This window comes from Wandonia sp. (assembly GCF_984588085.1).
On sequence record NZ_CFIGVI010000003.1, the window covers coordinates 1 to 25853 of the forward strand.

Annotated in this window: 23 protein-coding genes; 14 read left to right on the top strand and 9 right to left on the bottom strand. The window is 38.9% G+C overall.

Annotated elements, in window-relative coordinates; genetic code table 11:
* Positions 1-2: 2 nt before the first annotated feature.
* From AC4PL9_RS01870 to AC4PL9_RS01880, 3 genes are read right to left on the bottom strand one after another with little or no spacing between them, the layout of a single operon-like run.
* Complete coding sequence (locus AC4PL9_RS01870) at positions 3-257, bottom strand: DUF6327 family protein (RefSeq protein ID WP_491603091.1); 255 nt, start codon at positions 255-257, stop codon at positions 3-5.
* Between the two features lie 10 nt (positions 258-267).
* Entirely contained in the window at positions 268-618 is a 351-nt protein-coding gene (locus AC4PL9_RS01875; protein WP_343786952.1) for a competence protein, read from the bottom strand.
* Between the two features lie 9 nt (positions 619-627).
* A complete protein-coding gene (locus AC4PL9_RS01880) occupies positions 628-951 on the bottom strand; it encodes a YtxH domain-containing protein (RefSeq protein WP_343786954.1) in 324 nt (107 codons plus the stop codon).
* Positions 952-1454: 503 nt separating this feature from the next.
* On the opposite strand from AC4PL9_RS01880, the gene AC4PL9_RS01885 reads away from it, so the two are divergent.
* The 6 genes from AC4PL9_RS01885 (at position 1455) to AC4PL9_RS01910 (ending at position 7976) form a co-directional block, all read left to right on the top strand.
* Positions 1455-1988 (top strand): hypothetical protein, encoded by a 534-nt coding sequence (locus AC4PL9_RS01885; RefSeq protein WP_491603092.1) that lies wholly within the window; start codon positions 1455-1457, stop codon positions 1986-1988.
* Between the two features lie 121 nt (positions 1989-2109).
* Entirely contained in the window at positions 2110-2445 is a 336-nt protein-coding gene (locus tag AC4PL9_RS01890; RefSeq protein ID WP_491603093.1) for a PadR family transcriptional regulator, read from the top strand.
* Positions 2442-3959, top strand: coding sequence for a PspC domain-containing protein (locus AC4PL9_RS01895; protein WP_491603094.1), 1518 nt, complete (start codon positions 2442-2444; stop codon positions 3957-3959). Before AC4PL9_RS01890 ends, AC4PL9_RS01895 begins: the two co-directional genes overlap by 4 nt.
* A gap of 136 nt (positions 3960-4095) precedes the next feature.
* Positions 4096-6117, top strand: a complete 2022-nt coding sequence (locus AC4PL9_RS01900) for a BatA domain-containing protein (protein ID WP_491603095.1) — start codon at positions 4096-4098, stop codon at positions 6115-6117.
* A 37-nt stretch (positions 6118-6154) separates the two neighbouring features.
* Positions 6155-7429, top strand: a complete 1275-nt coding sequence (locus tag AC4PL9_RS01905; RefSeq protein ID WP_491603096.1) for a dihydroorotase — start codon at positions 6155-6157, stop codon at positions 7427-7429.
* Entirely contained in the window at positions 7422-7976 is a 555-nt protein-coding gene (locus AC4PL9_RS01910; RefSeq protein WP_491603097.1) for a class I SAM-dependent methyltransferase, read from the top strand. The genes AC4PL9_RS01905 and AC4PL9_RS01910 overlap by 8 nt, the downstream gene beginning before the upstream one ends.
* A 19-nt stretch (positions 7977-7995) precedes the next feature.
* Here the strand turns inward: AC4PL9_RS01910 and pbpC are convergent, their stop codons facing one another.
* The 5 genes from pbpC to ychF form a co-directional block, all read right to left on the bottom strand.
* Positions 7996-10392, bottom strand: a complete 2397-nt coding sequence (pbpC, locus tag AC4PL9_RS01915) for a penicillin-binding protein 1C (protein WP_491603098.1) — start codon at positions 10390-10392, stop codon at positions 7996-7998.
* A gap of 6 nt (positions 10393-10398) precedes the next feature.
* The gene (locus AC4PL9_RS01920; protein ID WP_491603099.1) at positions 10399-15897 is read right to left on the bottom strand and encodes an alpha-2-macroglobulin family protein; all 5499 of its coding nucleotides are present in this window, start codon (positions 15895-15897) and stop codon (positions 10399-10401) included.
* A 201-nt stretch (positions 15898-16098) separates the two neighbouring features.
* A complete protein-coding gene (locus tag AC4PL9_RS01925) occupies positions 16099-16497 on the bottom strand; it encodes a DUF5684 domain-containing protein (protein ID WP_491603100.1) in 399 nt (132 codons plus the stop codon).
* Positions 16498-16610: 113 nt separating this feature from the next.
* Positions 16611-17213: a 2OG-Fe(II) oxygenase gene (locus AC4PL9_RS01930; RefSeq protein WP_491603101.1), complete on the bottom strand. Its 603-nt coding sequence runs from the start codon at positions 17211-17213 to the stop codon at positions 16611-16613.
* Between the two features lie 229 nt (positions 17214-17442).
* Positions 17443-18540, bottom strand: a complete 1098-nt coding sequence (gene ychF / locus AC4PL9_RS01935; RefSeq protein WP_491603102.1) for a redox-regulated ATPase YchF — start codon at positions 18538-18540, stop codon at positions 17443-17445.
* 92 nt (positions 18541-18632) lie between these two features.
* On the opposite strand from ychF, the gene AC4PL9_RS01940 reads away from it, so the two are divergent.
* From AC4PL9_RS01940 to AC4PL9_RS01970, 7 genes are read left to right on the top strand one after another with little or no spacing between them, the layout of a single operon-like run.
* A complete protein-coding gene (locus AC4PL9_RS01940) occupies positions 18633-19190 on the top strand; it encodes an L-threonylcarbamoyladenylate synthase (RefSeq protein ID WP_491603103.1) in 558 nt (185 codons plus the stop codon).
* Positions 19191-19216: 26 nt separating this feature from the next.
* Positions 19217-20647: a CCA tRNA nucleotidyltransferase gene (locus AC4PL9_RS01945; RefSeq protein ID WP_491603104.1), complete on the top strand. Its 1431-nt coding sequence runs from the start codon at positions 19217-19219 to the stop codon at positions 20645-20647.
* A gap of 47 nt (positions 20648-20694) precedes the next feature.
* Positions 20695-21237, top strand: coding sequence for an IS1096 element passenger TnpR family protein (locus tag AC4PL9_RS01950; RefSeq protein ID WP_491603105.1), 543 nt, complete (start codon positions 20695-20697; stop codon positions 21235-21237).
* A gap of 8 nt (positions 21238-21245) precedes the next feature.
* Positions 21246-21950 (top strand): class I SAM-dependent methyltransferase, encoded by a 705-nt coding sequence (locus AC4PL9_RS01955; protein WP_491603106.1) that lies wholly within the window; start codon positions 21246-21248, stop codon positions 21948-21950.
* 3 nt (positions 21951-21953) lie between these two features.
* A complete protein-coding gene (locus tag AC4PL9_RS01960) occupies positions 21954-22838 on the top strand; it encodes a TraB/GumN family protein (RefSeq protein WP_491603107.1) in 885 nt (294 codons plus the stop codon).
* Positions 22839-23297, top strand: coding sequence for an FKBP-type peptidyl-prolyl cis-trans isomerase (locus AC4PL9_RS01965; protein ID WP_491603108.1), 459 nt, complete (start codon positions 22839-22841; stop codon positions 23295-23297). It begins immediately after the preceding gene.
* Between the two features lie 2 nt (positions 23298-23299).
* Positions 23300-23626, top strand: coding sequence for a nucleotide pyrophosphohydrolase (locus AC4PL9_RS01970; RefSeq protein ID WP_491603109.1), 327 nt, complete (start codon positions 23300-23302; stop codon positions 23624-23626).
* 7 nt (positions 23627-23633) lie between these two features.
* Here AC4PL9_RS01970 and AC4PL9_RS01975 read toward each other — a convergent pair whose 3' ends face one another.
* Entirely contained in the window at positions 23634-24386 is a 753-nt protein-coding gene (locus AC4PL9_RS01975; RefSeq protein WP_491603110.1) for a hypothetical protein, read from the bottom strand.
* Between the two features lie 275 nt (positions 24387-24661).
* Here AC4PL9_RS01975 and mnmA point away from each other — a divergent pair, with 275 nt between their 5' ends.
* Positions 24662-25843 carry a tRNA 2-thiouridine(34) synthase MnmA gene (gene mnmA / locus AC4PL9_RS01980; RefSeq protein WP_491603111.1) on the top strand — a complete coding sequence of 394 codons (1182 nt, stop codon included), beginning with the start codon at positions 24662-24664 and terminating at the stop codon, positions 25841-25843.
* The last annotated feature ends 10 nt before the right edge of the window (positions 25844-25853 follow it).

Here is a 25853-nt window from a genome sequence, read left to right on the forward strand (position 1 = left end):
CATCACCTCCCCATCCATCTGAATACTGCTTTAATTAGCAAAGGAGCGGCGCTTTGAAGTGTTAAGCGAAAAAATGAGAAACGGGTTCCTGAAGAATTGCTAATAGCTCCATCAATAAGATTGGGAAGGGTCAGGTCGTTTTTTAACTTAGTGACTCCCTGCCGGGCTTTATAATAGTGAATTTTACGTTCGATATCCAGAATTTGAAGATCCCGGTTTATCTCTTCGTAAGAAGTATATACTCTTTTGTTACTCATAAGAATGTGATCAATCGTTAAAGAAAATTTCCGAAAAACGTCGTAGAATTCGCCCTTCTACAATTTGTGGACGAATGAGCGCAACAAGTAAGGTTAAAACCAAATAGCCTCCTGCTACAATCAGAAAACCATACCAGTAACTGTCTAAAGCTTTTCCGATAACAAGTGCCAAAGCAACGGATGCAAAGAGTAGGAAAAACAAAAGAAAAACAGCCACCAGTAAAAATTTGAAGATCATTGTTGTGGACTGCATCAGTACTTTAAATCCCCAGAGTTTGTAATAAGCAATATTACTGTCGATAAGTGATTTTGTATTTTCCTGAATTTGATCCAGATCTTCTTTTATTTCTTCAAATGCCATACAGGTAAATTACTTTTTTGCTACTTCTTTTTTTAACGCTGCCAATTTAGCTTCGAGGATTTCTATTACGTCTTCTGTTTTATCTTTCCCTTCTGAAACTAACTTGTCCAGTGATTCGTCAAAACGACTTTCCGTCTGATTTACTTTTTCTTTCAGCATGGCAATGAGATCTTCATACTTGTCCGAAAGGTCTTCTTTACCTTTATCAAATTTGTCTTTGATTTTTTTTCGGGTTTCAGAGCCTTTATCCGGTGCAAACAAAACTCCTACTCCCACTCCTATTGCCACTCCTGATAATAATGCAATAAGTGTATCTGTTGTGTGATTTGACATGATTTTGTTGTTTTTAGAAAATTAATATTCCCTTTGAAGGTAAGAGGATTCTCTGGAAAAAGCAAGAAATACGCCCGGGAAACAAACTTTTTTTACAAATTTTAACGAAGCTATTCTTTGTGTAGGATCAAATTTGTTATTGTGTAACAGGTTTCCTAAATAGCCTTGTTTTTTCTACTTCTATCTCTCTGTTTTCAGGAGAAAAACATAAGGTAATCGACTATTTTTCAGTAGGTAATCATTTTAGTCGATGTTGCATTAAGATTAATCTAGTATTATATTTTATTAATCTACTGAATGCTTGTTTTTGTCTAAAAAAACAGATTTTTTATTAAACAATGTTGCGAGATCGATGAAAGGAACTTATCTTTGTGTCAGGTTTAGTTGTAAAAGGTAGGTTAGGTTACATTGGAGAGTTGACGCCCGTTGACTCTCCTTTGTTTTTTTAGTGAAAACTGACAGATATCAACTTTTACTTGTAAATACAATGATAATTTTCGGGAATGGCATTTAATAAATTAGACCACTCACTGGAAGGTGAATTCCTCCCCCGTTTCCGACTGCGCATAGCAGAAGAAAAAACAATAATCTTTGATAAGATTAAGGAGGAGGCTACTTTAGAAACGACTGTTTCAGGCACATTTGCAGAAAATTATGTCATCCTCCGGGTTCCTCAATATGAAAGACATTATTGGTCTCCTGAATTACAAATTCAGTCTACAAGAAGTGAAGAGAATAATGCTTCCATACTGCGTTGTGTTATTGGACCGGCCCAATCGGTATGGCTTATGTTTACCTTTTTCTACTCAATAACTATTCTATTGACTGTTTTTGGAGGTATGTTTGGTATGATTCAATATTCAGTTGCCAGGACTTCAGCTTTTTTGTGGTTCTGGCCCGTGGGAATTGTTCTTTTGATTGTCTTGTTTGCTGTATCGAAAGCCGGACAACGAAAAGCCCGTAATCAAACCCTTCATTTAGTTAGTTTTCTCTTGCATGCCCTTGAAAAAGAGTATGAAGTAACTCGTGTTGAATAAAATTTTAATTAGTTAAATCGCTATTTATTAATTGTTTATATTTTTTTATTTGTTTTTTATAGTACCTTGTATTGCATAGTATTGTCTTTTGTTTATATCTTTGTGATAAATAATAGTAGGTATGAATGTAGAGAACACGAAAGCACAAATGAGGAAAGGTATACTGGAGCTCTGTATTTTGGCTATTCTCAAAAACAATGAATCGTACCCCTCTGAAATAATCGAAGAACTCAAAAAGAATAAACTGATTATCGTAGAAGGAACTTTGTATCCATTGTTGACAAGATTGAAGAATGCAGATCTCCTCTCCTACCGTTGGGAGGAATCTACCAGCGGACCACCCCGTAAATATTATGCTTTAACCAGTAAAGGAGATCTGTTCCTTGAAGAGTTAAAGATGACCTGGGAAGAGCTTTCAGGTGCAGTAAATCACAGTTTAAAATCAACAAAATCATGAATAAGACAGTTTCTTGCAATATAAGTGGCATCATTTTTAACCTGGAAGAAAATGCGTATGCTACATTGAATACTTATTTGACAAATCTCAGAACACACCTTCGCAATGTAGAGGGAAGCGATGAGATTTATGCAGATATAGAGTCCAGAATTGCTGAATTATTCAGTGATAAACTGGGTGTTTCAAAAGAAGTCATTACAGAAGCAGATGTTGATGAAGTGATCCGAACCCTGGGAAATCCGGAAGAGTATATCGATGAGGACGCAGAAGAGTCCGGAGAGCAGAATAAAGAAAAGGAAACTAAAAGACCTGAACCTGCTAAAGTATTTATGCGTGATCCCGATAATGGAGTCATTGCCGGGGTTTGTACAGGAATTTCTGCTTATTTCGGGATTGACCTTACACTAGTGAGAGGTTTGTTTGTCTTACTCTTCTTTCTTACCGGATTTGGTCTCGGGTTGTACATCGTTTTGTGGATTATAGCTCCCCGGGCAAATTCCTCTGCGGACAAATTGAGAATGAGAGGTAAACCGATCAATATAGATAGTATTAAACGAGAGGTGCATGAAGCTGCAGAAAGAGTAGAACGTTATTCTAAAAGCAAAGCAACCCGTCAGAAGTTTGAAACGGTTAAAGATCGAACCAATCGTTTTGGAAGAGCATTAGGGAGTATTATAGGGTTATTTTTGATCATAGGAGCTTCTTTTGGAATTATCACGTTTTTGACGGTTACACTCACGGAAGTAGGAATCTTTTCCTCTGATGATGGGGAGCGTTTGATTTCTCTTTATGAATTCAGTGATGTGATTTTTCGTTCTGATTTCCAGAGCTTTCTTGGTTGGACAGGATTACTGGGTACTGTTCTTATTCCTTTGATTGCTTTTATTATTATGGGGGTGATTCTGCTGCTCCATATTCGCAGTCAATGGAGTAAATATGTGTTCATTCTATTGACGATTTTCTGGTTTGTTTCCATCGGAGTACTTACTGTAACCGGATTGCAGATCGGAAGCGAATTCAGTAGCTACAAAGAAATTGATGAATCAATTGGAGAGGTATCTTCTCCTAAATTGGTCATCAATGTACCTGAGGTCTATGGTTCTGATATTGGTAAAGTACTCGAGATCGATGATGAGGAATTCAGTAACCGGATTCAAATGGAAGATGAGAATATTAAAAGCGGGTTTGTGGCATTGAAATTTGTGCCTTCGGAGGATTCTTTATTCCATATCAAGACTGTAAAAAGTTCGTATGGAATTACAAGTAAGAAGGCATTGTCATTAAGTAATAATATCATGCACGATATTCACCTGGATAGTAATCAGTTGACTGTTTATCCGTACTACCTCTTCCCTGCTGATGATAAATTGAGAGGGCAACACGTTCAGGTATATGTGGCGGTACCTGTTGGTGGAGAAATAGATTGGAAAGGAAATAAAAAGCAGTTGAATATTTCCAACCGATCCAGTAAAATCGAATTTGAGACCAGAACGGTTGAGGTCGATATTGATTAGTAACTTTTTTCATGTAACATAGCAAAGCAAGCGAATGGGGGCACAAGAGATTGAGCCCCCGTTTGTTTTTTAGGATTTTAAGTCTGTACTCCTACCTCCCGTTTTTCAATAAACTTTTCTATCTATATTTGTCCGTATGAGCTTTTTGTACCCACAGTTTCTTTTTGCATTTGGAGTTCTGGCTATTCCATTGATTCTTCATTTGTTCCATCTGCGAAAGTTCAAGGTATTTTATTTTTCTTCTATAAGTTTTCTTCAGGAACTGGATACAACTTCAAAGTCAACACGTAATCTACGTCGTTTGTTGGTTTTAGTATTACGATTATTAGCTTTTTCGGCATTAATACTGGCTTTTGCACAACCCTATTTTCCGGAAGAGATTAACCCTGTCAGAACCGATCGTGTTCGGGTTGTCTTTATTGATAATTCGCAAAGCATGGCGGCCAAAGGGGTTGAAGGAGAACTGTTAAGCCAGGCTAAAACTACAGCTTTGGAGCTGGTGAAGAAGGATAAACCCGGAACCCGTTATTTTGTTTTTACCAATGATTTTTCCGCGGAAGAGCTTCACCCGATGTCCCAGCCGGATGCGATTGACTATTTAGAGAGTATTGAGTATTCAGCTCATAGTCGTTCTTCAGAGTTCATATTCCGCTCTATAGCATCTTCTTTGTCGGATGCAGGAATGGAGGGAAATGTTTTTGTTTTTAGTGATGCGCAAAAATCCCAATGGAGTGATCCGGTTCAGGATTCGCTTGCTTTGGATGTACGTTTTATCAGATTGGCAGCCCAACAAGTTAGCAACAGAAGTGTTGATTCAGTATGGTTGAGTACGCCTGTGCATCGGTTAAATGCTCCGTATGAGATAAATTTTAAAATTATAAACCATTCGGATTCAGATGTTAATTCACTTCCTGTTAAAGTAAAGGTAAATGAATCTGAACAACAATTTACAGCAGAATTTAACGGAAAGAAAGAAACGGTTTTATCGCTGAATTATTCCGCTACTTCCCCGGGTTATAATGAAATACGGGTTGAAATTGACGATGAACAATTATTCTTTGATGATGTAATGTATGCCACCTTTAACGTCAGAAATGAACAATCGGTAGGAATCATAAACGGAGAACAGGCAACTAATAATGTTTCCCTTGTATACGGACTGGATGCGTATTATCGCTTGTCAACCTGGGCTTCTAACCAAATTTTGTATCAGGAAGTCGATAAAGTGGATGTATTGGTTGTGAATGAAGTAAAACAGGTGGACAGAGCACTCTCAGAAGCTATTAAAAAGCTACTTGACAGAGGTGGTGCTGTTGTGTTGATTCCGTCAGGAGAACCTGATTTTTCTTCCTGGAATGAACTTTTAGCAGGATTGGAAATGCCGGTAATGCAGAAAAAAGATTCTCTTACGGCCTCGTTGGATAAAATCCACACACATCCGTTTTTTGATGGTGTTTTTGATACAAAGAATCCATCCATACAAATTCCGGTTAAGAGAAGTAGCCGCCTGATTACTTCCGGGAGTCGTTCTATGCCGCTACTCTCCTATTCAGATGGCTCGGCTTTTATGAATGTTTCTACAAAATACGGAAATCGTCTCTTTACGTTTGGCCCGGAATTGAATCGATCGAACCGCTCATTATTGAACAGCGATTTGTTTAGTGCCTTGTTTTTACGAATTGCGGAGTTTGCAGGAGGGAATACACCTCTGTATCTAACAGCGGGAAGCCCCTCTTCTTATACCGTACAAAATAGAAAAACAACCGAGAGTCCGGTTAGGATTTCAGGGAATGAAACCGATTTAATTCCCCGACAAGACAGAAACAACGAACAGACAGTTTTGTATTTTTCAGGTGGTGATGATGAAAAGGCATTACATGCCGGAATATATGATTTGAAGCAAGATGAAACAGTGATTGGAAGACTGGCCGTGAATGTGAACCGGGAAGAATCCGATCCAACCGTATTGTCTGTAGAAAACTTAACGGCATTAGCGACAAATTCCGGACTGCATTCCTTCAGAGTAAGCGAAATAAGTGAATCGGAAGAAATTCATCGTTTGGAAGGACAAAAAGACACGGAATTATGGAGAATTCTATTAATTTTGGCATTGTTGTTCTTTATGGCGGAAATGGCTGTCTTGAAATTTGTAAAATAAAGGACATAATGAATGATCTGATACAGAATTAGCGTAAATGAGAATCCTGATAAAACAAGCAAAGGTTCTGGACAAGACCTCCTCGCTTCATGGCAAAACAACTGATATACTGGTTGTAGACGGAGTAATCTCCGAAATAGCAGAAAACATACAATCTGAATCTGATTTTAGTTTAGATTACCCAAATCTTCATGTTTCAAAGGGATGGTTTGATCTGAAAGCACATTTCTGTGATCCCGGAGAGGAACACAAAGAAACCATTCAGACAGGTTTACGAGCTGCCGAATCAGGTGGATATACACACGTTGCTTTGTTGCCTTCAACCATACCGGCTGTTTCTAATAAAGCCCAGGTTGAATATGTTATCGGAAAATCGGATTTTTCAGCTGTTTCAGTTCTTCCCATGGGAACACTGACAGAAGGAATGAAAGGAGAAAACCTGGCTGAATTATACGATATGTTCCAAAGCGGAGCAGGATTTTTTACGGATGATACGAAACACGTAAGTTCGGGAATTTTGTACAGAGGTTTACTTTATGTTCAGAACTTTGGCGGTAGAATCATCAGCTTTGCGAATGATTCAGGGCTTTCCAAAGGAGGAATGGTAAACGAAGGACGTGCGAGTACACTTACCGGATTAAAGGCTATTCCGTCTATTTCGGAAGCCATTCAGATTGAACGGGATCTCCGGTTAGTGGAATATACGGGAGGTGAACTCCATTTTACGGGTATTTCAACCGAAGAAGGAGTTCGTTTGATTGGAGAAGCAAAATCCAAAGGACTGCATGTAACCGCAGATGTTCACGCCAATCATTTGGTATTCAATGAAGAATCGGTTATCGGATTTGATAGTAATTTTAAAGTAATGCCACCATACAGACGTGAAACGGATCGTATAGCGTTATGGAAAGGATTAAAAGACGGAACTCTGGATGCAATTGTATCAGATCACCGTCCATACGATAAAGAAGAAAAAGATCTTGAATTTGATCATGCAGGCTTTGGAAATATTGCCTTGCAAACTGTATTTGCATCGCTTTCTTCGGCTCCGGAGTTTGATCTGGAGTTGGTAATTGAGAAGCTTACAAACGGACCACGTTCCATATACGGATCAGATTCGGGAGAATTGAAAACTGGTAGTTCGGCTGATCTTACCGCTTTTATTCCGGATGAAGAATGGACATTTGATCGGGATACCAATTGCAGTAAATGTGATAATACACCATTTTTAGGACAAGAACTTACAGGAAGACCTGTAGCAATTTTTAATAAAGGACAATTTGTCCGTATCAAAGACCAGACAGATGAGTAAAAAAGATTTTTTCAAAGCTTTTTTTACGTCGCGAAAAGTAACAGGATCAGTTGTTCCAAGCAGTCGTTTTTTAACGGGCAAAATGTTGGAGACAGTTGATTTCGGAAAAGCACGTTGTATTGTAGAATTGGGTCCCGGAACAGGTGTTTTCACAAAGGAAATTCTGAAACGAATGCAACCGGATGCAAAACTGCTTGTAGTTGAATTAAACGATACATTTGTAGATAATTTAAAGCAGTTGATAGCTGACCCGAGAGTGGTTATCATCCACGGATCAGCTGAAAATATTGGAGAATATATCCGTGAACAGGGATTTGAAAGAGCCGACTTTATTATTTCAAGCTTACCGTTAACAACAATTCCGCAGGAAATCAGACAAAGTATTTTGGAAAAAGCCTACGAATTTTTAAAAGAAGGCGGACAATTTATTCAGTTTCAATATTCAATGCACCAGCGAAAAAACCTGAAACAATTGTACAGAAAACTGGAATTAGCTTACACACCATTGAACTTCCCTCCTGCTTTTGTGTATCGTTGTACAAAGTAGACCGATATTACTACTTACGCTAGTTATTCATCTGGTTTTCGTTCACAAGGGAAAGTTGTAACATTCGTTCCCTTCCGTCTTCATCAACTACGGTCAGACGATAATCACCGCTTTCTCCGATAATGGACATTTCATGAATATGTTTTGTCTCTCCCAGATAGGTATCATTCAAATACCAGAACAGGGTTTTATCAGGATTCCTGTGTGCTACTTTAGCTATAAGTGGTTGAACATTTCCGTAAAAATCCTTTGTTAGATAAATAACCGACTGATCTCTCGGATAAATAAAAGCTATACCCGATTCGTCTTGTGAACAGCCTTCTCTAAAAGGAGGTAAAACCTTATAAAAAGCGTTCCGTTTCTTAAAATAAAATTCCATGACAGGTGGTAGCGTAAACCAGGGGATCGTTTTCATTTCTTCCGGAGATGCACAACTGGTATTAATTCTGTATTCCACATTCAGATCAACTGTTATTGTATGATGATAGGGACAAACTTCAGTCTCTTCACCCCGTTTGGGAATCCACTTCAATTCAGATGTACAATTCGGTCCGGCCAGAAATCCACTTTTTGTGCAGATTTCGCCAAGTAACATACCTGTTTCGGGTCGTCTAAAGGGTTGGGAGGTCGGGAGTAAATTAAATACATCAAACAATACAGGAGAAGCATAACCTACCCCTGTCAGTTGAGGCCTCCCCTCACCGTTAGCGTTACCTACCCATACACCCACGACATAATCAGGAGAAACACCTATCGCCCAGGCATCCCGGTTTCCAAAACTCGTACCTGTCTTCCAGGAAATCTTCCGGGATGAACTGTAAAATTTCCAGGCTTCATCTTCTGCTGTGCGGTTGACCTCCTGCATCGCTTTGAATGTTTCGTAAATAGAACCAGCATCAACTTTTGTTGGTTGAAGTGAGATTGTACCAAAATCTTTTTCTTCGTCTTTCGATAAAGATAGTTCCTGAAATTCTTTTCGACGATAACGCTGTTCATGGCGGGAATAATAATTTAATGTGGAGGCATAGTTGGCATAGACCTTACACATGTCCCAGAGAGAACTTTCTGCACCTCCGAGAATCAGGGATAATCCATAATGTCCGGGATGCTTGTTAATATGTTCTTGTCCATAAAAACGGAGGTCTTCATAGAATGAATTCACACCATATTTTTGAAGTGATAGTACCGCCGGAATATTTAAAGACCGGGATAGAGCATCCCGTGCGGGGACAGCCCCGTCATAGGTAGAATTAAAGTTTTGGGGAGTAAAACCTGATATTTGTGTAGGAATATCAGGGATTAACATGTCGGGTAACAGCATACCCTCATTCAGCATTTCAGCAAACAATAAAGGTTTGAGTACACTTCCCGTACTTCTTGGTGCAGGGATAATATCCACATCTTTTCCATGTTCGTTACCCGTAGGAGTGTTTCCAATGTATCCGATTACATTACGGGTGTCAACTTCTACTACAAGAATGGCCATATTGTGTACTTCGTTTTGGCTATAAATACTGTGGAAGTTGGCAGTAATCTGAGAAAGTCGTTGTTGAAGTGTGTAATCAATGGTGGAGGTGAAACGAGGTGAATCCGATTGGCTCGCAATTCTCTCTACCAGATGTTTGGAGAAATCGGGCAACGGAAACGGTTTTGACGGGAGCGGTTCACTGATTGCCAATTGATACGTCATTTCATCAATCAGGTCATTTGTTTTTAATCGCTCGAGGAGCTTATTCCGTTTTACACGTAGTTTGTCCTGATTTTTACCCGGATAAATCAATGAAGGAGCATTGGGAAGTACAGCCAGTGTTGCAGCCTCTGCCCATGATAATTGGTGCGGAGCAACGCCAAAGTAGCGCCAGGATGCCATTTCTATTCCGACGACATTGCCTCCGAAAGGAGCGTGAGAAGCATACATACGCAGAATTTCATCTTTTGTATAGCGAAATTCCATACGCGTTGCCCAGATCATTTCTACGAATTTTTCTCCATAGCTTCTCTCCTGCCCTTTTCGTGCTAACCTGACAACCTGCTGAGTAATTGTACTTCCTCCACGAACCACCCTACCTGATTTCAGATTGTCAAAAAGAGCATTGATGATAGAAACCGGGTTAATGCCTGGGTGTTGATAAAAATACTGATCCTCGAAGGTCAATACACAATGTTTGTATTTTTCAGGAACAGAATCCACCTGAGGAAAACGCCATTGTCCATCCTCTGCAATTTTTGCACCCAGAAGATAACCATCTCTGCTTTCTACGACTACCGAGTAAGGATCGTGAAAAAGAGAATCGGGAAGAAACCAGTAATACCAACCGGCAAGATAAACGATTACTATCGTCTTTATCGGATTTCTTTTAACCTTTCTCCACCAATACAACAAGAAGTTACTACAAGCCTCCCGGATAGTATTCATTACAGATTATTTCGATATGTCCACCCATTCTCCGGTTGTTCTTACACGATAATCATTGTTGTACATGGCCTCAGCTTGTGCACCCGGCAGATAATATCTTCCGGTGTAAGAAGCATTTAGGCGTACCGTAAATACTTTTCGCTCGCCACCCTTCAGACTAAAGTAAAAGTTGGAACGATCATCGCGGATGTCGATATGATCTGCTTTCGAGTTGCCTGAAGAACCATAATCAGTATAGCGCATATTAATAATCTCAAACCCCGAAGGAATGATATGCGTCAGAGCGACATTCTCTATTCTTTCAGACGAAGTGTTTCGAATCTGTATTTCTGCTTCAATCTCACTTCCCTGACTGATTTGACTCAAAGAAACCGGAGAACCACTCTTTGTGCGGTAAACGACCTGCAAACTAAGGTTGTTACTAAAGCTTTTCTCTTCTCCTACCGGAAGACGTCCCGAAGATAGTACTCTTGTATACAGCGTGTTTCCTCCACTGTTTTTTACCTTTAGAGTATTACTTCCTGTTTTGATATCAATTTTCTCCCTCACTAATGATTTGGTAGATTGTAGAGTAGTTGTTTTACCGTTAACAGAGACGCTTCCCTTGATTCCGGACTCCCCACTTATGGTAGCAAAACGGGCAATAGCATATAGTGCGTAAGCAGTGGTTTGTGTACTCATCCATTTATCGGAAGAAAGCTGTTGTGCCAGTTTTTCTGCTTGCTTTTTAGCCTGGTATTGATCTCCTGTTAATACGAGAGTCTCCAGAAGCATAGCTCGATTTCTGTCGATAGATCCATAGTAACTATATCCGCTGGTTTTCAAGTCCTCTAGCTGACTTGATTTAACTAACTGTTGAGCTGCATTTTTCTGTCCGGCCAAGGCATAAGTGGCAGCGAGTCGCAATCGGGAAACAGAAGACAAACCGGAAGTGGATTTTAATCGGTTCATGGAAGCCAGGTCAGGTTTTCCCGCCAGTGCTAATGTGAATAAACGGTAAGCCTGTTCAAAGTCATTTCCATAAATAGTCGAGAAACGCCATTCGCGGGCAGCCTTCTGCTGATAAGCTATCCATGAGGATTTTAAATTGACAGGTAGCACATACCCCTTTTTCTCGGCTTCGAGAAGGAAGTGACCAACATAAGATGTCGCCCATTGATCAGCTTGTTGCTGTCCCTGCCAATATGCAAAGCCACCGTTTGAAAGTTGGAACGAAGAAAGTTTTCGAATTCCGTTTAAGATATTATTCTTGATTTTAAACTTCTCCGATGATGTCAATTCGGTAATTTCCTCCAGATACAACTGTGGGAAAACAGTCGATGTAGTCTGCTCCAGACATCCATGCGGATATCGAATCAGATAATCGAGACGTCGGCTAAGATCGATAGCGGGAAAAGAAGATACTTCCAACCATGCTTCATTGGTTCCCGGTACTCCGAAGGTAGAGAAAGTAATGTTCTCATTACCGGATGCATTAATCACAGCATCGTATGTTTCAAAGGTCACAGGATTTGGATTAAAAACATCCAACTCCACCTCATAATAAGCTTTTTCACTACCCGAAGTAGCTAAAATCTGAACTTTTCCGATCCCTTCCACCGGGTTGACTTCCAGATCGAAATATGCCATTTTTTCATCCGGAGAAGAGAATGTTAAGGTTTGCTTATCTGATCCGATCACACGAATTGCATTGTTGGTCTTAATCTGGATAGAAACATTTTTCACTTTGCTTTCCATAGCAAATACAGTAACCGGAAGTTTGATTTTTTCTGTAGGTGATAATTTCCGGGGTAGCGAAGCTAATACCATCAATGGTTTTCGGACAGGTGTTGCTTTTTCAGCTGATCCGTAGGACTCGTCTTCGAGATTACCGGCTACAACCATTGTACGGACACTTCCTATGTAATAAGGCATTTTAATCGTATGCTTTTTACTCTTACCGGGCTGTAAAGTGAAAGGACCGTAGTACATCACAACAGGTTTAAAACGATTTGCCTTTTTCGCTTTTGCACCACTCAGGTCTTCGTCACCACCTATTGAGAAGATTTGCTCTATTTTTCCTCCGAAAGCTCCGATTACTTCATTGTACATATCCCAGGTTCTTACACCCAAAGCTTCCCTTGCATAGAACTCTTTCCATGCATCAGGTGTTTTAAAACGGGTCAAATCCAATAAGCCTTCATCGACAACCGCTAATGTATAAGTCATCGGCTTGCCGTTTTTCTCGTTGACTTCAACCGTAAAATTCTCTTCTGGCTGGAGTACATCCGGCATTTTTATTTGAGGTTCGAGCACTGTTGAGCGATCGACTACCTCGATTGGCACTACCCCATACATACGGATTGGAGCATCATTTTTGGTTGTGCTATGCGGCTGAAGAGAAGTAATATGAACAAATACATTCGGAGCCATATCCTGTGTAACCGGTAATTCGAACTTCGTCTCCCCTTTTTGTGTAGCAACCCAGAATGTTTGCACAACTTTTGATCCGTTTTCAAGAGAGATCAAAGCACGCCCTCCCTGACTGGATGGGAAAGAAATAGTTGCTTTTTCGCCGACATCGTACTTTTCCTTATCTGTATTGAACACGAGCATCGTTGCATTATCAGATCCATCATTTTTTGATTTGCCGGACCAATAAGGCCAATCGATAAGAACAGTTGTTCCGGCAGCATGACCTCCAGAAGGATCATATACTCTTACCAGATAACGTCCCCAGTCGTCATCGTCTGCTTTAAAACTAAAAGATGCTTTTCCGGAAGAATTCGTTGAAATACGATAGTTTTCAACCGGTGTTCTTCCATAGGAAGAAGTATAGTGAGACAAGTTTTCATAGCTGGCATCCCACCACCATCTCCAACTGATTTTCCAGATCTTTACCTGAAGATCATTAACCGCTTTCGGACGCCCCTTTTCATCAACCGTAACAACAGTAAACTGGTTTTTCTTTCCGGTTTCCAAAAGCCCATATTTATTTGGCTCCGGAGTTTGAAGCCCGACATACGTTGAATATGGAGAATAATCAACTGTCATTACATCTGTACTAAAATCTCCCCCATTTTCATAAGCTTTTGTCATTACAACAGCTTTTAACATCCCGGGAGCTTCATTTTCAACCTGTGGACGAATGGAGTAAGATGCTACTCCTAAGTCATTCAATGTTCCTGAATAAAGAGAAACTTCTTCCGTTTCAAAACTTCGAACCGGATCATCAAAAATGAAATTATCAAAGTTTTTGAACTTTGTGGTTTGCGCTGAAAATTTGGCTGACATGTCCAGTTTCAGATTTTTCGCAATTGCACCATGTAACCAGTTAACCTGTACAGTTCCCTTGTTGGTGGTCCGTGCGGAAATTACGTCACTGTCCAGTTTATTATTAATTTTTAGTCGGTTGGGTTTTATCGTCTCTATTTTTATACGTTTATAGAAATGTGCTCCTCCGACACTAACAACAGATTCCCAGTTCCCTGTGGTCGCATTTTCATCTGTAGGAATCACAAATGTATAGTGATGTTCCTTTGTTGAATTCTGAACTTCCTGATATACAATTTTTCCGTTAGGGTCTCGCAACTTAAATTTGATCGGATGGTTTTTTCCAATAGGGTTTTCCGTATCATTCAACATAAACCCGATGAAGAGTGTGTCACCGGGGCGCCATACACCTCGTTCACCATAGACATATCCTTTTAATCCTTTCTGCAGTTTCTTACCGGAGACATTAAAATTACTGACAGAGTTAGCGTATCCCTCGTCTAATTTCAGATACGTTGTGTTATTGTCTTTTTTGACAACAGCAAAATAGGCATACTTATTTGCTTTTCCTGATGCAAAACCTTCTGAATCTGTTGTTAGTGTAGTAATTAATTGTTGTTGATACGTAAATAATTCAACCTTGGCACCTGACACGGGTTCGGATGAAATGATATTGTTGACGGCAAAAAAGTAACTTCCGTTCTCACCTCTTTTAGCAATGACACCAAGGTCAGAAGCCAGGATATTCATACCAATCGGGCTTCGTCTGTAATAAGATGATTCACATGGATCTTTTTTATTAAGGTATTCATAATTGTCATACCAGTAATAGTCGTAGTAATCATACTCATCAACGGAACGGACATCATACGGATTATGCTCATTGGTTTCTTCATCTTCCCCGTTATACGCAATGTCGCAACTGTAAAGGGAGTAAGAACGTTTAAAACTTATTTCGACACGATAGATCGCTCCCGGATCTGGTTGAATAAAGGTTGAGAGATCAATAGCATAGTTGGTCCAACGTTTTGCTGCCCGGCTATTTTTTTCAGCCAGTTCTATTGTTTTTTCAGCTACCGGAGCGGCAACTCTTCTCAGGTTACGCGTTCCGTTTAATTCATTCTCTTGTAAGAATTGTAGAATGTTGTTGGCGAAAATTTTATAGACTTTGACATCCACTTTTTTCAGGTTCACAGCTTCAAAATTGATTTTCATAGCAGCAGAACCCGGCAAAATTGAACCGTTTCTGGTAAATCTGATATTGGGCTTCAATTGACTGAAAGATACTTTTTCACTATGATCTTTCTTCATTTTATAGCCTTCTTCACTTTGAATCCCCTGAAAGACTTCAACGAGTAATTCACCATCAAGAATATCATTGAATAGTACTTTTAGAATGTTTCCTTCTGTCTTAAAACGGAGATTTGAGGCTGTTTCTACCTGAATGAGTCCCTTTAAATTTTGTCCTTTCCGGATAGGATCTGAAAAATTGATATGAAGCATTTGCTCACCTTCGTCAATTACTTCCATCTGGATGATTTTAAAATTCTCCTTACCCGGAATTTCAAAACGTTGTTCTCCTTTCTGGTCAATACCTAGTTCTGTTCCATTCCATTTAATAGTCAGGTAACTGTCTTTCACTTCCCGCTTAATGCTGTCGATAACAAAAGGAAATTCACGTGTTGAAGACATTAGTTTATCCAGTTTCACTTTTACATTTCGATCACCTTGTGAGGCGGAGATAAGTTGTTGAGCTTCTTCAAAGTCCATATCATCACTTGTGGTAAGCACTCCGTTAAGGTATTGCCAGTCCTTGCTGTAGGATTGCAAATCACGTGTTTCGACTACGAAATCTTGTTTAAAGGTCTTAAATGAAAAGTTGAATTCGTTTAATTCCGAAGGTACTTCTGTTACCTCTGATAAATGAAAGGTGATCCGGTATTCTGTATCCTGCTCGAGATCCTTTTCAGGAATAAAAGCAATCGAATTAGTAGATAAAGCAACTACCTTTCCACCTGTTGAGGGAGTGATATCAAAAAGTGAACTACTAAGTTCCTCCTGCGGTTTCCAGTCGGTATTTTCAAATGCCAGAACAATATAGATATCTGACTTTTTGGAAATGAGTCCGGAAGTATAATCCGATATATACTCTCCAAAAAGGGACGGATTCGAATTAAACTCTTCAAGTGAAACTTCTTTACCACATGTAATCAGTAATAGTGGTAAAAGTAGAAAAATCAATACTTTTTTCATCGAAATAGAATAAAGGTAAAACAAGTAAAACCAAGGTCCATCCACTGCGGAAGGTAACTCGAATAAAAGTAGGAAAAATACTTGTCTCTGCCGGATGGTTCAGGCAAATTGTTGAAAACTCACCCCTGTTTTTCGAAACTTCTTGGGTAGAAACTAAAAAAGCTCCCGGTCAGGGAGCTTTTCAAAAAAAGTTGATATAATTTATGCCAGAATTGCTTCGTCAGAATTTGATTGATCGAATACGTACTGGTAATCTCCAAATGCTAGTATTGGGAAAAATATGATACTTAGGAAAATCAGACCTAATCCAAATCCTACTCCTTGTCCAAAAGCTTTAGCGAGCTCAACATAAATCAGTATCATGATGATAATGTTTACAATAGGAATTAGTAGAAGGATAAGCCACCAAACCGGTTTCTTTACAATCTCAAGAAGCACAACAATGTTGTAAATAGGCACAATAGCTGCCCATCCTGGTTTGCCAGCTTTTGAATACACTTTCCACATACAAATGATCATGAAAATACCTATAGCCGCTGCTACAAAAAGAATCGCACTTCCAAAGGCTAAAAATTCGCCTAAGCTTAAATTGTTGTTCATAATAAATTGTTTTTAGTTTAGACGAAACTAATAAAAACTTATTCGAAGTGGTTTTATTTGTAGATTAATTTATTAACAACTAAAAAATCATATTTGTTAATAAAAGAAACGAACTACTTTAACCATCCCGTTATACTTAATCTTCTACGCTTGGCGGGTAATACTTCATGTTCGATTAAATCGGATTTAAAAAGGATTGTTTTTCCAAATTCAGGACGTAATAACAGCGTTCTGTCTTCCAGATAGAGAGCCAACTCTCCCCCATCTCCGGATTGCCAGTCTTTATTCAGATAGGTTATGATGGAATACTTGCGGGAATTGTCATTCATAAACCGGTCAATATGGCGTTTATAAAAAGCTCCTTCCTCATAACAGGCGTAATGAAATTCGCCTCCTTGTATTCCGGCAAAACAAGTTCGGTTCATATATTGACTAAAAGCAGCTACAACATCCATGAATTCTTTCTCTACAGGATGTTCCGGATTGTCTTTTAACCACAGAATTTTATCCGACCGGATTTGTTTGTCAATACTTACCAGTTCTTTGTTTCCGATTCCTGCTGTACGCAGCCGTTCTTCTTCCAGATGATACTCGAGTCTGGCAGTCAGTGTTTCCAGCATGTTTTCATCAAAAAAACCGTCAAATACGGCGAAATTCTCATTTATTAATCCCGATATGATTTCTTCATACAGCGGATTAAGATCAGTTTCATACATGTCTCACGTATTAGTAACAAACAACATGCCTAAAACCGTCTTTATTTCAGCCGATTGGGACGAATTTTTTGGCTAGCGAAAATAGAAAAAAAATGATTTGTTTGAACATCCTGTAAAAAAAATGATGGAACAGTACTTTGTACGTAAATCCGTAGTTTAGGACGGTTTAGAAATAAAAAACGGGCTGATAATTCAGCCCGTAGTTATTTTTCAGAGAAAAGAGTCTTACTTATACATTGAATCGGAAGTGCATAATATCTCCATCATGAACAATATACTCTTTCCCTTCTACTTTCATTTTTCCCACTTCTTTGACTTTGGCTTCGGATCCCAGTTCAATGAAGTCGTCATATTTCATTACTTCAGCCCGAATAAATCCTTTTTCAAAATCCGTGTGAATTACACCTGCAGCTTGTGGAGCTGTCCAACCTTTTTTAATTGTCCAGGCTCTCACTTCTTTTACACCTGCAGTGAAATACGTTTGCAGATCCAAAAGTTTATATGCTGAACGAATGAGACGATTCACTCCCGGCTCTTCGAGTTCCAGTTCATCCAGAAACATTTTACGTTCTTCGTACGTATCCAGTTCAGTTATATCAGCTTCAATTTTAGCTCCGATTACCAATACCTCGGCGTGTTCGTCCTTAACGGCTTCTTTTACTTTTTCAACAAATTCATTACCTGTTTTCACAGAAGATTCATCTACGTTACATAAGTAGAGAACCGGCTTGGAAGTGATCAATTGGAATTCTTTTACAAAAGACTCCTCTGTCTCTTCAAATTCCATCCCGCGAACATTTTTCCCTTGTTCTAAATGAGTTTTAATTCGTTCAGCCAGTGCCATTGACTTTACCGCATCCTTGTCTCCAGACTTAACCACTCGCGACAGAGCCTGAATACGTTTTTCTATAGTTTCAAGATCTTTCAACTGTAATTCGGTGTCAATCACTTCTTTGTCACGAATAGGATCAACAGAACCATCTACGTGAACAATATTATCATCCTGAAAACAACGTAAAACATGAATGATGGCATCTGTTTCACGGATATTTGCTAAGAACTGATTTCCCAGCCCTTCTCCTTTAGAAGCTCCTTTAACCAGTCCGGCAATATCCACTATTTCCATAGTCGTGGGAACAACGCGTTCCGGATTGACTAACTTTTCGAGTTCAACCAGGCGGTTGTCAGGAACAGAAATAGTCCCTACATTCGGTTCTATTGTACAGAACGGAAAGTTTGCCGATTGCGCTTTTGAATTGGATAAACAGTTAAAAAGAGTGGATTTACCGACATTAGGCAATCCTACGATACCACATTTTAATGCCATTTTCTGAAAAATTTGGTGGCAAAGATAGTTAAATTACATGATTTCTTTTTGTTGTACTGCTTTCATAAATAAATTTGTAAAAAAAATCAATTATGAGTGACTTTTTGAAAGCGACCGAAATTATCAGGTCCGGGGGAGTAATTCTTTATCCGACAGATACGATTTGGGGATTAGGCTGTGATCCGTCAAATAGTGAAGCTGTTAAAAAAGTGATGACTATTAAACAAAGAGATGAATCAAAGAGTTTTATTTTATTGGTAGACAGTATACCTATGCTTGAAAAATTTGTTCCTGAATTTCCTGAAATTTGTTATGATTTGATTGATACGGCCATTGATCCTTTAACAATTATTTACCCTACTTCGCAGGGGCTTTCTTCGCTCGTTACAGGAGAGGACGGTTCTATTGGAATCAGGGTAACACAGGACCCGTTTTGCAAAAAATTGATTCAAACTTTGCGAAGACCGATTTTATCAACCTCTGCCAATATTTCAGGAAAACCTTTCCCAACTGATATTGATAGTGTGGACGAAAGTATTGCTCGGCAGGTTGACTTTATTCTTGATAATCCCAACTTCAAATCATCTCAAACACCTTCGAAAATTATTAAAATTGGTAAAAACGGGGAAATCGAATTGATAAGACGTTAATGTCTTTGTATATTTGCACCCCATTTATGGAAAAAAATTTTTCACCATACCTAAAACACCCTGTATTTAAGGTGGTTTCGCAAATAGCGGGAGAACAGCATTTATCCTGTTATGTAATCGGCGGATATGTACGTGATCTTCTTTTAGATCGTCCGTCAAAGGATATTGATATTGTTGTTGTCGGAAACGGACTTGAACTGGCTAGAATGGCCGGAGAAAAACTCCGGGTTAAAAAAGTCAACTACTTTAAAAATTTTGGTACGGCTCAGTTCATGTACAAAGATCTGGATGTCGAATTTGTAGGAGCCCGTAAAGAATCGTATCAGCGGGATTCCAGAAAACCGATTGTAGAAGACGGAACATTGGAAGATGATCAGAATCGGAGAGATTTTACCATTAATGCAATGGCAATTAACCTTCATCCTGATCATTTCGGGGAATTAATAGACCCCTTTGGGGGAATTGAAGATCTTGATAAAGGAATTATTCGGACTCCTTTAGATCCGGGAATCACTTATTCCGATGATCCCCTTCGGATGATGCGTGCAATTCGGTTTGCAACACAGTTAGATTTTAAAATAGAGACTGTAAGTCTGAAAGCGATTAAAGAGAACGCCGAAAGACTGGATATTATTTCGAAAGAGCGTATTATGGATGAGTTGAACAAGATCATCCTTTGTCCTGTTCCATCCCGTGGATTTCAATTATTGTTCTCAACAGGGCTGTTGCATCGGTTTTTTCCTGAAATGACAGCTCTCCAGGGAGTCGAAACCATCAACGGACATTCGCATAAAGATAATTTTTACCACACACTAGAAGTGTTGGATAATATCTCTGAAAACACAGATAATCTTTGGCTCAGATGGGCGGCAATCATGCACGATATTGCCAAACCACCAACCAAGCGTTTCGATGAACAGTCCGGATGGACTTTTCATGGACATGAAGACCTTGGAGCAAGATGGGTTCCAAGGATTTTTTCCCGGTTGAAATTGCCGTTGGATCATAAAATGAAGTATGTTCAAAAATTGGTTCGTCTGCATCTGCGACCTATTTCTCTTGTCAAAGGAAATGTAACGGATTCGGCGGTTCGTCGGTTATTGTTTGAAGCCGGAGATGATGTAGATGATCTTATGACACTTTGTAACGCGGATATTACTTCTAAGAATGAGTTTAAAGTAAAACGCTACAAAAAGAACTTCGCGATTGTTAAGGAAAAGCTGCGGGCTGTAGAAGAGAAAGATCGTATTCGGAATTTCCAGCCACCTGTTTCAGGAGATATAATTATGAAAACATTTGGTATTGGTCCCTGTTCTGAAATCGGGACGATAAAAGCAGCTATTAAAGAGGCTATTCTGGAAGGTGAAATTCCGAATGAATATGAGCCGGCATATGCATATATGCTGGTGAAAGGTGAGGAATTAGGGCTTGAATTTCAGGGAAGTGTATCAAAATAAGAGAATTAAATTATTCTTGCTACTTTCGTAGCACTTTTTATCAAAAAATGAGCGCATATAAATTCAGAGTTTTATTAGACAGTGAGAAAGAAGAAGAAATCTTCCGGGACATTGTTATTGCTAAAACCGATAACTTCGAACACTTGTATCGAACCATTCTGGATGCTTTTGGATTTAAAAATGAAGAAATGGCCTCATTCTACATGAGTAATGAGGACTGGGACAAAGGGGAAGAAATTACCCTGATGGATATGTCTTTTGGTGAGGAAGAGAGTGAAACTATTCTTATGAATCAAACCTCTTTAGATGCGATGGTAGAAGAGGCAGACCAGAAAATTATACTTGTTCACGATTTCCTGAAAATGTGGATTTTTCTTATTGAGCTGCAACAGGAAACAGACGAAGCGGTTATCAGTCCTTATGTGGCCTTATCTATTGGTAAAGCTCCCGATGAAAATTCCAAAAGTGAAGACTTTTTGATGGAATCTGATTTCAGTGAAGAAGACGAAGATATGTTTGACGACATAGATGCATATGATGACGAAGACTTTTCAGAAGGCTTTGAGAGTTACGACGAATACGACTACTAGAATTAATCATGTTTGAGAAAGATCCTTTCGGACACGCGATTCACGACTATGTGAAAGGTAACCCGACACCTGATATTATTGTTCGTTCAGAACTTTGCGAGGATGACAGTATGGAAGTAGAATTGCTCTTCCGGGGTTTTGAAGAAATGCCTGACCTGGAACAAATAGCTCTGAAGCGTTGTTCGGGAAAGATTCTTGATGTGGGAGCCGGTGCGGGATGTCATGCGAAATGGTTAAATCAACAAGGTTTGGATGTTTCCTTAATCGAACTGTCCAAAGGAGCTGTTGAATACCACATTACTCAGGAATTAAACAGTCGATGTATTGATTTTTTTGATCTGAAGGGGGAGCAATATGATACCCTTCTTTTTCTTATGAACGGAATCGGTATAGGAGGAGAATTGAAAAATCTTGAGCTTACATTACGAAAAGCTTTTGAACTGACTACTCCAACGGGAAAAGTACTTTGTGACTCCAGTGATTTGCGGTATCTCTACGAAGATGATGAAGGGGGATATTGGGTAAATCTGAACACTGAATATTATGGTGAGTACGATTTTCAGATGCAGTATAAAAATACGGAAGGAGATTGGTTTAAATGGTTATATGTTGATTTCCACACCTTGAGTGATTGTGCTGAAAAAGTAGGCTTTTCGGTGGAGCTGCTCTATGATAAAGATTATCATTATCTTGTCGAACTGACCAAAAAATAAACGATGAATAAATTACCAGTTGTATTAGCTATGTTACTCCCCTTTTTGTTTTCCTGTGGAGTAGAAAAACAAGCGGAATCAACACCGGAAAGTTCCCTTTTGTGGAAAATTGAAAAAGAAGGAATGACCACAGATGCTTATCTGTATGGTACGATGCATCTGATCAATAAAGAATACTTTTATTTTCCGGAGAAACTTCAGAATTTGGTGAAAAAATCAGATGTTCTTGTTATGGAATTGGGAGCTCTACCCGATTACGCTTCGGCAATGAGTCTGATGCTATTGCCCGAAGGAGAGTCTATCAACGATTATTTCACTGTAGAACAAATGGAGCTTGTTTATGATTTCATGGAAAGTGAAATGAATATGAATAAAGAAGCCTTTGATCTTGCTTTTGGAAGAATGAAACCTTTTATCATATTGCAATTAGTGACTTCAAAACAATTCTCCGGAGAAACAGAGTCTTTTGAGCTTTCGTTCACGAATCTTGCGAAGGAAAACGAAACGGAGATCATCGGACTGGAGACAGTAGAGCAACAGTTGGGATTCTTTGACCAAATTCCTCAGAGCGGTATGGGTTCAATGATAGCCCAGTATTTTGAGGAAAAAGATAAAATGGAGGAAGAAACGGAGAAGTTACAAAAAATATACCGGGCGGGTAATTTGGATAGTCTGGCTGTTTTTATGAAAGAAACTTCTCAGGAGTTGTTAGATTTTGAGGATATCCTGTTAACGAATAGAAATAAGGCATGGATTCCTGAAATTGAAGAAATTATCTCTGAAAAGAATGCGTTTATTGCAGTGGGAGCTGCCCATTTGGCCGGAGAAAACGGAGTTATCGAATTACTGAGAAAGAAAGGATATACCGTACAACCAATTTTGTTTTAAATGAAGGGACTTTTTAGACTTTTACCATTAATAACACTATCGATACTTACGGCTTGCTCGGGGTATTCGGAGGAAGAACTGGCTTTGTTTGATCAGGAAATTCAAAAATACCTGAAGGAAAAAGAAATTGAAGATGCGGTACGGACAGAGTCCGGTTTGTACTATCGTATTATTGAAGAGGGAGATGGTCCCGAAATTCCTTATGACGCTATCATCTCAGTAAACTATAAAGGGTATCTCACAAATGGCAGACCTTTTGACAGTCAATTGGGAAATCCTGTAGATTTGGATTTGAAACGATTGGTTACAGGTTGGCGTGAAGCCATGTTGTATATGCATGTTGGTACAAAAGCACAATTATTTATCCCTCCTGATTTAGGATATGGTCAACAGGAAAAAAGTGAAATACCGGCCCACTCCATATTGATTTTTGATCTGGAAATACACGATGTTAAATAACTATGACACTTCAGGAAGCACAGAAAATTGTTGATGATTGGATAAAGGAGTATGGTGTTCGCTATTTTGACGAATTGACCAATACAGCAGTTCTTATGGAGGAAGTGGGAGAAGTTGCGCGCATTATGTCGCGCCGCTATGGAGAACAAAGTGAAAAGGAAAGTGACAAAAACAAAGATTTGGGTGACGAACTGGCCGACGTTCTTTTTGTACTGATTTGTCTTGCTAATCAAACAGGAGTCGATTTAGAAAGTGCAATGCGCAAAAACCTGGAAAAGAAAACAGGCAGAGATCATACTAGGCATAAAAACAACCCCAAACTTTCCTGATCACAGGTTACTTTTCCTCATAAATATATTCTTCTTCCGTATGCTTGGGGACCAAGTTGTTGATGGATTTGTAATGTTCTAATTTATCTTTAATAAACAGGATCAGGTCATAATCAGATGCTGTTTTCAGGAATTCTTCAGAAATATTAAGGAATTGGATAAATTCTACAAACTCTTCTTCATCTAAATCAATAATGTCATACGAAATATAATTACGAAGTAATTCACGCAATACTAGATTAATATTGTCCTGATGCTCCATTTCAGCAACAAGTCTCTTGGATCGTTCTTTTTTACTGAAGCGTTCATAAAGAGCTGTAATCGGACTTTGAATTACATTTATTCCTGTAATGGAACGCGTCTCCTTAAAAGCTAGTCGTTCACGTTCCTCTTTGAGTTGATCCAGTGTTTTTATAGGTTTTACAACTACATCCGAAGACTGATAGGATAACTGAGCAATCGTTTTGGTAATACGCATAGTACAATACTGGTTGTCGTTTACCACAAATCCCACGCTTTTATAACCCGTTATAGATAATACAATTGAATCACCATTATTAGCAGCAAAAGTGAATGACCCGTCAGGGCGTCCGAAATATCCTTTTCCTGATGATTTATTAATAATCATCAAATTATAAAAGGCAGGAAGTTGTAAAGAATCAACCACCCGCCCCGATACGGTTACCTCCGGACAATTCTGTGCCTGGATAAGAAAAGAGCTGAATAGTGCTGTTACGAGTAGTATTGTCCATTTTCTCATGCGTCAAAGATACAAAATGCACCAATTTGATTTGTTAATTATAGTTAATCGAAGATAAAAGTATATGTTACAAATGTGACTTAAAGCTCAAAAGTGACAAATAACCATTGTTACATATGTTACATTTACGTATAACTATTTTATTCTTAAAAGATTAATTCAGTTACAAATGTAATTAAATTGACAATTGATTTATAAGCCTTCTGTTATTAGATACCTGTGATTTTAGTAAACTTATCATAACACTTCATTTTTGATTAATTTTGCACTTGATTATGAAAAAAAGAGTTGTTGTAGGGTTGTCAGGAGGTGTGGATTCAAGTGTTGCTGCTTACCTTTTATTAGAACAGGGGTATGAAGTAATTGGAATGTTTATGAGAAACTGGCATGACGAGTCAGTTACCCTTTCAGATGACTGTCCATGGATTGATGATTCGAACGATGCACTTCTGGTAGCTCAGCACTTAGGTATCCCCTTTCAGGTTATTGATTTGAGTAAAGAGTACAAGGAAAGGATTGTTGATTATATGTTTGCTGAGTACGAGTCAGGTCGGACGCCAAACCCCGATGTGTTGTGCAACAGGGAAATAAAGTTTGATGTGTTTCTAAAAGCAGCGATGGATCTGGGGGCTGATTACGTAGCCACAGGTCATTATTGCCGAAGAATTGAACATGAAGACGGAACGTTTGGTTTGTTGTCCGGATTAGACTCCGGAAAGGATCAGAGCTACTTTTTGTGTCAGTTAAGTCAGGATCAGCTTTCAAAAGCTCTTTTTCCGGTAGGAGATCTACAAAAATCAGAGGTTCGAAAAATAGCAAAGGATGCGGGGTTGATTACTGCAGAGAAAAAAGATTCGCAAGGACTTTGTTTTGTCGGGAAAATATCACTTCCCGAGTTTTTGCAACAACAATTGAAGGTGAAAACGGGAGAAGTTATTGAAGTTCCTGCCGACTTACCTCAATTAATTCGTTATCATTCTATTTCACCTGTTCTTGAGCAGGTAGAGGAGTTGAGTAAGCCATTTGTTTTCTCAAAAGAACAAGGTGTTAAAGTGGCTGAACATCAGGGAGCTCATTTTTATACCATAGGACAACGAAAAGGTCTGCATATCGGAGGTCGCCCCCTTCCCTCTTTTGTTTTAGCTACCGATACACGAAATAATATTGTTTTCTCCGGTCAGGGAGATGATCATCCTGGGCTAAACAGGTGGGCACTATTTATCAAAGAAGAAGATTTTCATATTATTAAACCTTCACTTCAATTAGAGATGGGTAATGTCTTTGATTTTAAAGTTCGTATACGATACAGACAAGCTCTTCAAGAAGGAGTTTTACTACGAAAAGAGGAAGGGTATTATGTACTGTTTAAAAAACTGCAAAGAGGGATTACTCCCGGTCAGTTTGCTGCTTTTTATGACAAGGATGAATTAGTAGCCAGTGGAGTTATTTTTTCATAGTATTTTCTTT

Coding starts and splice junctions, on each gene's coding strand:
- AC4PL9_RS01870 (WP_491603091.1), bottom strand. CDS start 257: ATGAGTAACAAAAGAGTATATACTTCTTACGAAGAGATAAACCGGGAT.
- AC4PL9_RS01875 (WP_343786952.1), bottom strand. CDS start 618: ATGGCATTTGAAGAAATAAAAGAAGATCTGGATCAAATTCAGGAAAAT.
- AC4PL9_RS01880 (WP_343786954.1), bottom strand. CDS start 951: ATGTCAAATCACACAACAGATACACTTATTGCATTATTATCAGGAGTG.
- AC4PL9_RS01885 (WP_491603092.1), top strand. CDS start 1,455: ATGGCATTTAATAAATTAGACCACTCACTGGAAGGTGAATTCCTCCCC.
- AC4PL9_RS01890 (WP_491603093.1), top strand. CDS start 2,110: ATGAATGTAGAGAACACGAAAGCACAAATGAGGAAAGGTATACTGGAG.
- AC4PL9_RS01895 (WP_491603094.1), top strand. CDS start 2,442: ATGAATAAGACAGTTTCTTGCAATATAAGTGGCATCATTTTTAACCTG.
- AC4PL9_RS01900 (WP_491603095.1), top strand. CDS start 4,096: ATGAGCTTTTTGTACCCACAGTTTCTTTTTGCATTTGGAGTTCTGGCT.
- AC4PL9_RS01905 (WP_491603096.1), top strand. CDS start 6,155: ATGAGAATCCTGATAAAACAAGCAAAGGTTCTGGACAAGACCTCCTCG.
- AC4PL9_RS01910 (WP_491603097.1), top strand. CDS start 7,422: ATGAGTAAAAAAGATTTTTTCAAAGCTTTTTTTACGTCGCGAAAAGTA.
- pbpC (WP_491603098.1), bottom strand. CDS start 10,392: ATGAATACTATCCGGGAGGCTTGTAGTAACTTCTTGTTGTATTGGTGG.
- AC4PL9_RS01920 (WP_491603099.1), bottom strand. CDS start 15,897: ATGAAAAAAGTATTGATTTTTCTACTTTTACCACTATTACTGATTACA.
- AC4PL9_RS01925 (WP_491603100.1), bottom strand. CDS start 16,497: ATGAACAACAATTTAAGCTTAGGCGAATTTTTAGCCTTTGGAAGTGCG.
- AC4PL9_RS01930 (WP_491603101.1), bottom strand. CDS start 17,213: ATGTATGAAACTGATCTTAATCCGCTGTATGAAGAAATCATATCGGGA.
- ychF (WP_491603102.1), bottom strand. CDS start 18,540: ATGGCATTAAAATGTGGTATCGTAGGATTGCCTAATGTCGGTAAATCC.
- AC4PL9_RS01940 (WP_491603103.1), top strand. CDS start 18,633: ATGAGTGACTTTTTGAAAGCGACCGAAATTATCAGGTCCGGGGGAGTA.
- AC4PL9_RS01945 (WP_491603104.1), top strand. CDS start 19,217: ATGGAAAAAAATTTTTCACCATACCTAAAACACCCTGTATTTAAGGTG.
- AC4PL9_RS01950 (WP_491603105.1), top strand. CDS start 20,695: ATGAGCGCATATAAATTCAGAGTTTTATTAGACAGTGAGAAAGAAGAA.
- AC4PL9_RS01955 (WP_491603106.1), top strand. CDS start 21,246: ATGTTTGAGAAAGATCCTTTCGGACACGCGATTCACGACTATGTGAAA.
- AC4PL9_RS01960 (WP_491603107.1), top strand. CDS start 21,954: ATGAATAAATTACCAGTTGTATTAGCTATGTTACTCCCCTTTTTGTTT.
- AC4PL9_RS01965 (WP_491603108.1), top strand. CDS start 22,839: ATGAAGGGACTTTTTAGACTTTTACCATTAATAACACTATCGATACTT.
- AC4PL9_RS01970 (WP_491603109.1), top strand. CDS start 23,300: ATGACACTTCAGGAAGCACAGAAAATTGTTGATGATTGGATAAAGGAG.
- AC4PL9_RS01975 (WP_491603110.1), bottom strand. CDS start 24,386: ATGAGAAAATGGACAATACTACTCGTAACAGCACTATTCAGCTCTTTT.
- mnmA (WP_491603111.1), top strand. CDS start 24,662: ATGAAAAAAAGAGTTGTTGTAGGGTTGTCAGGAGGTGTGGATTCAAGT.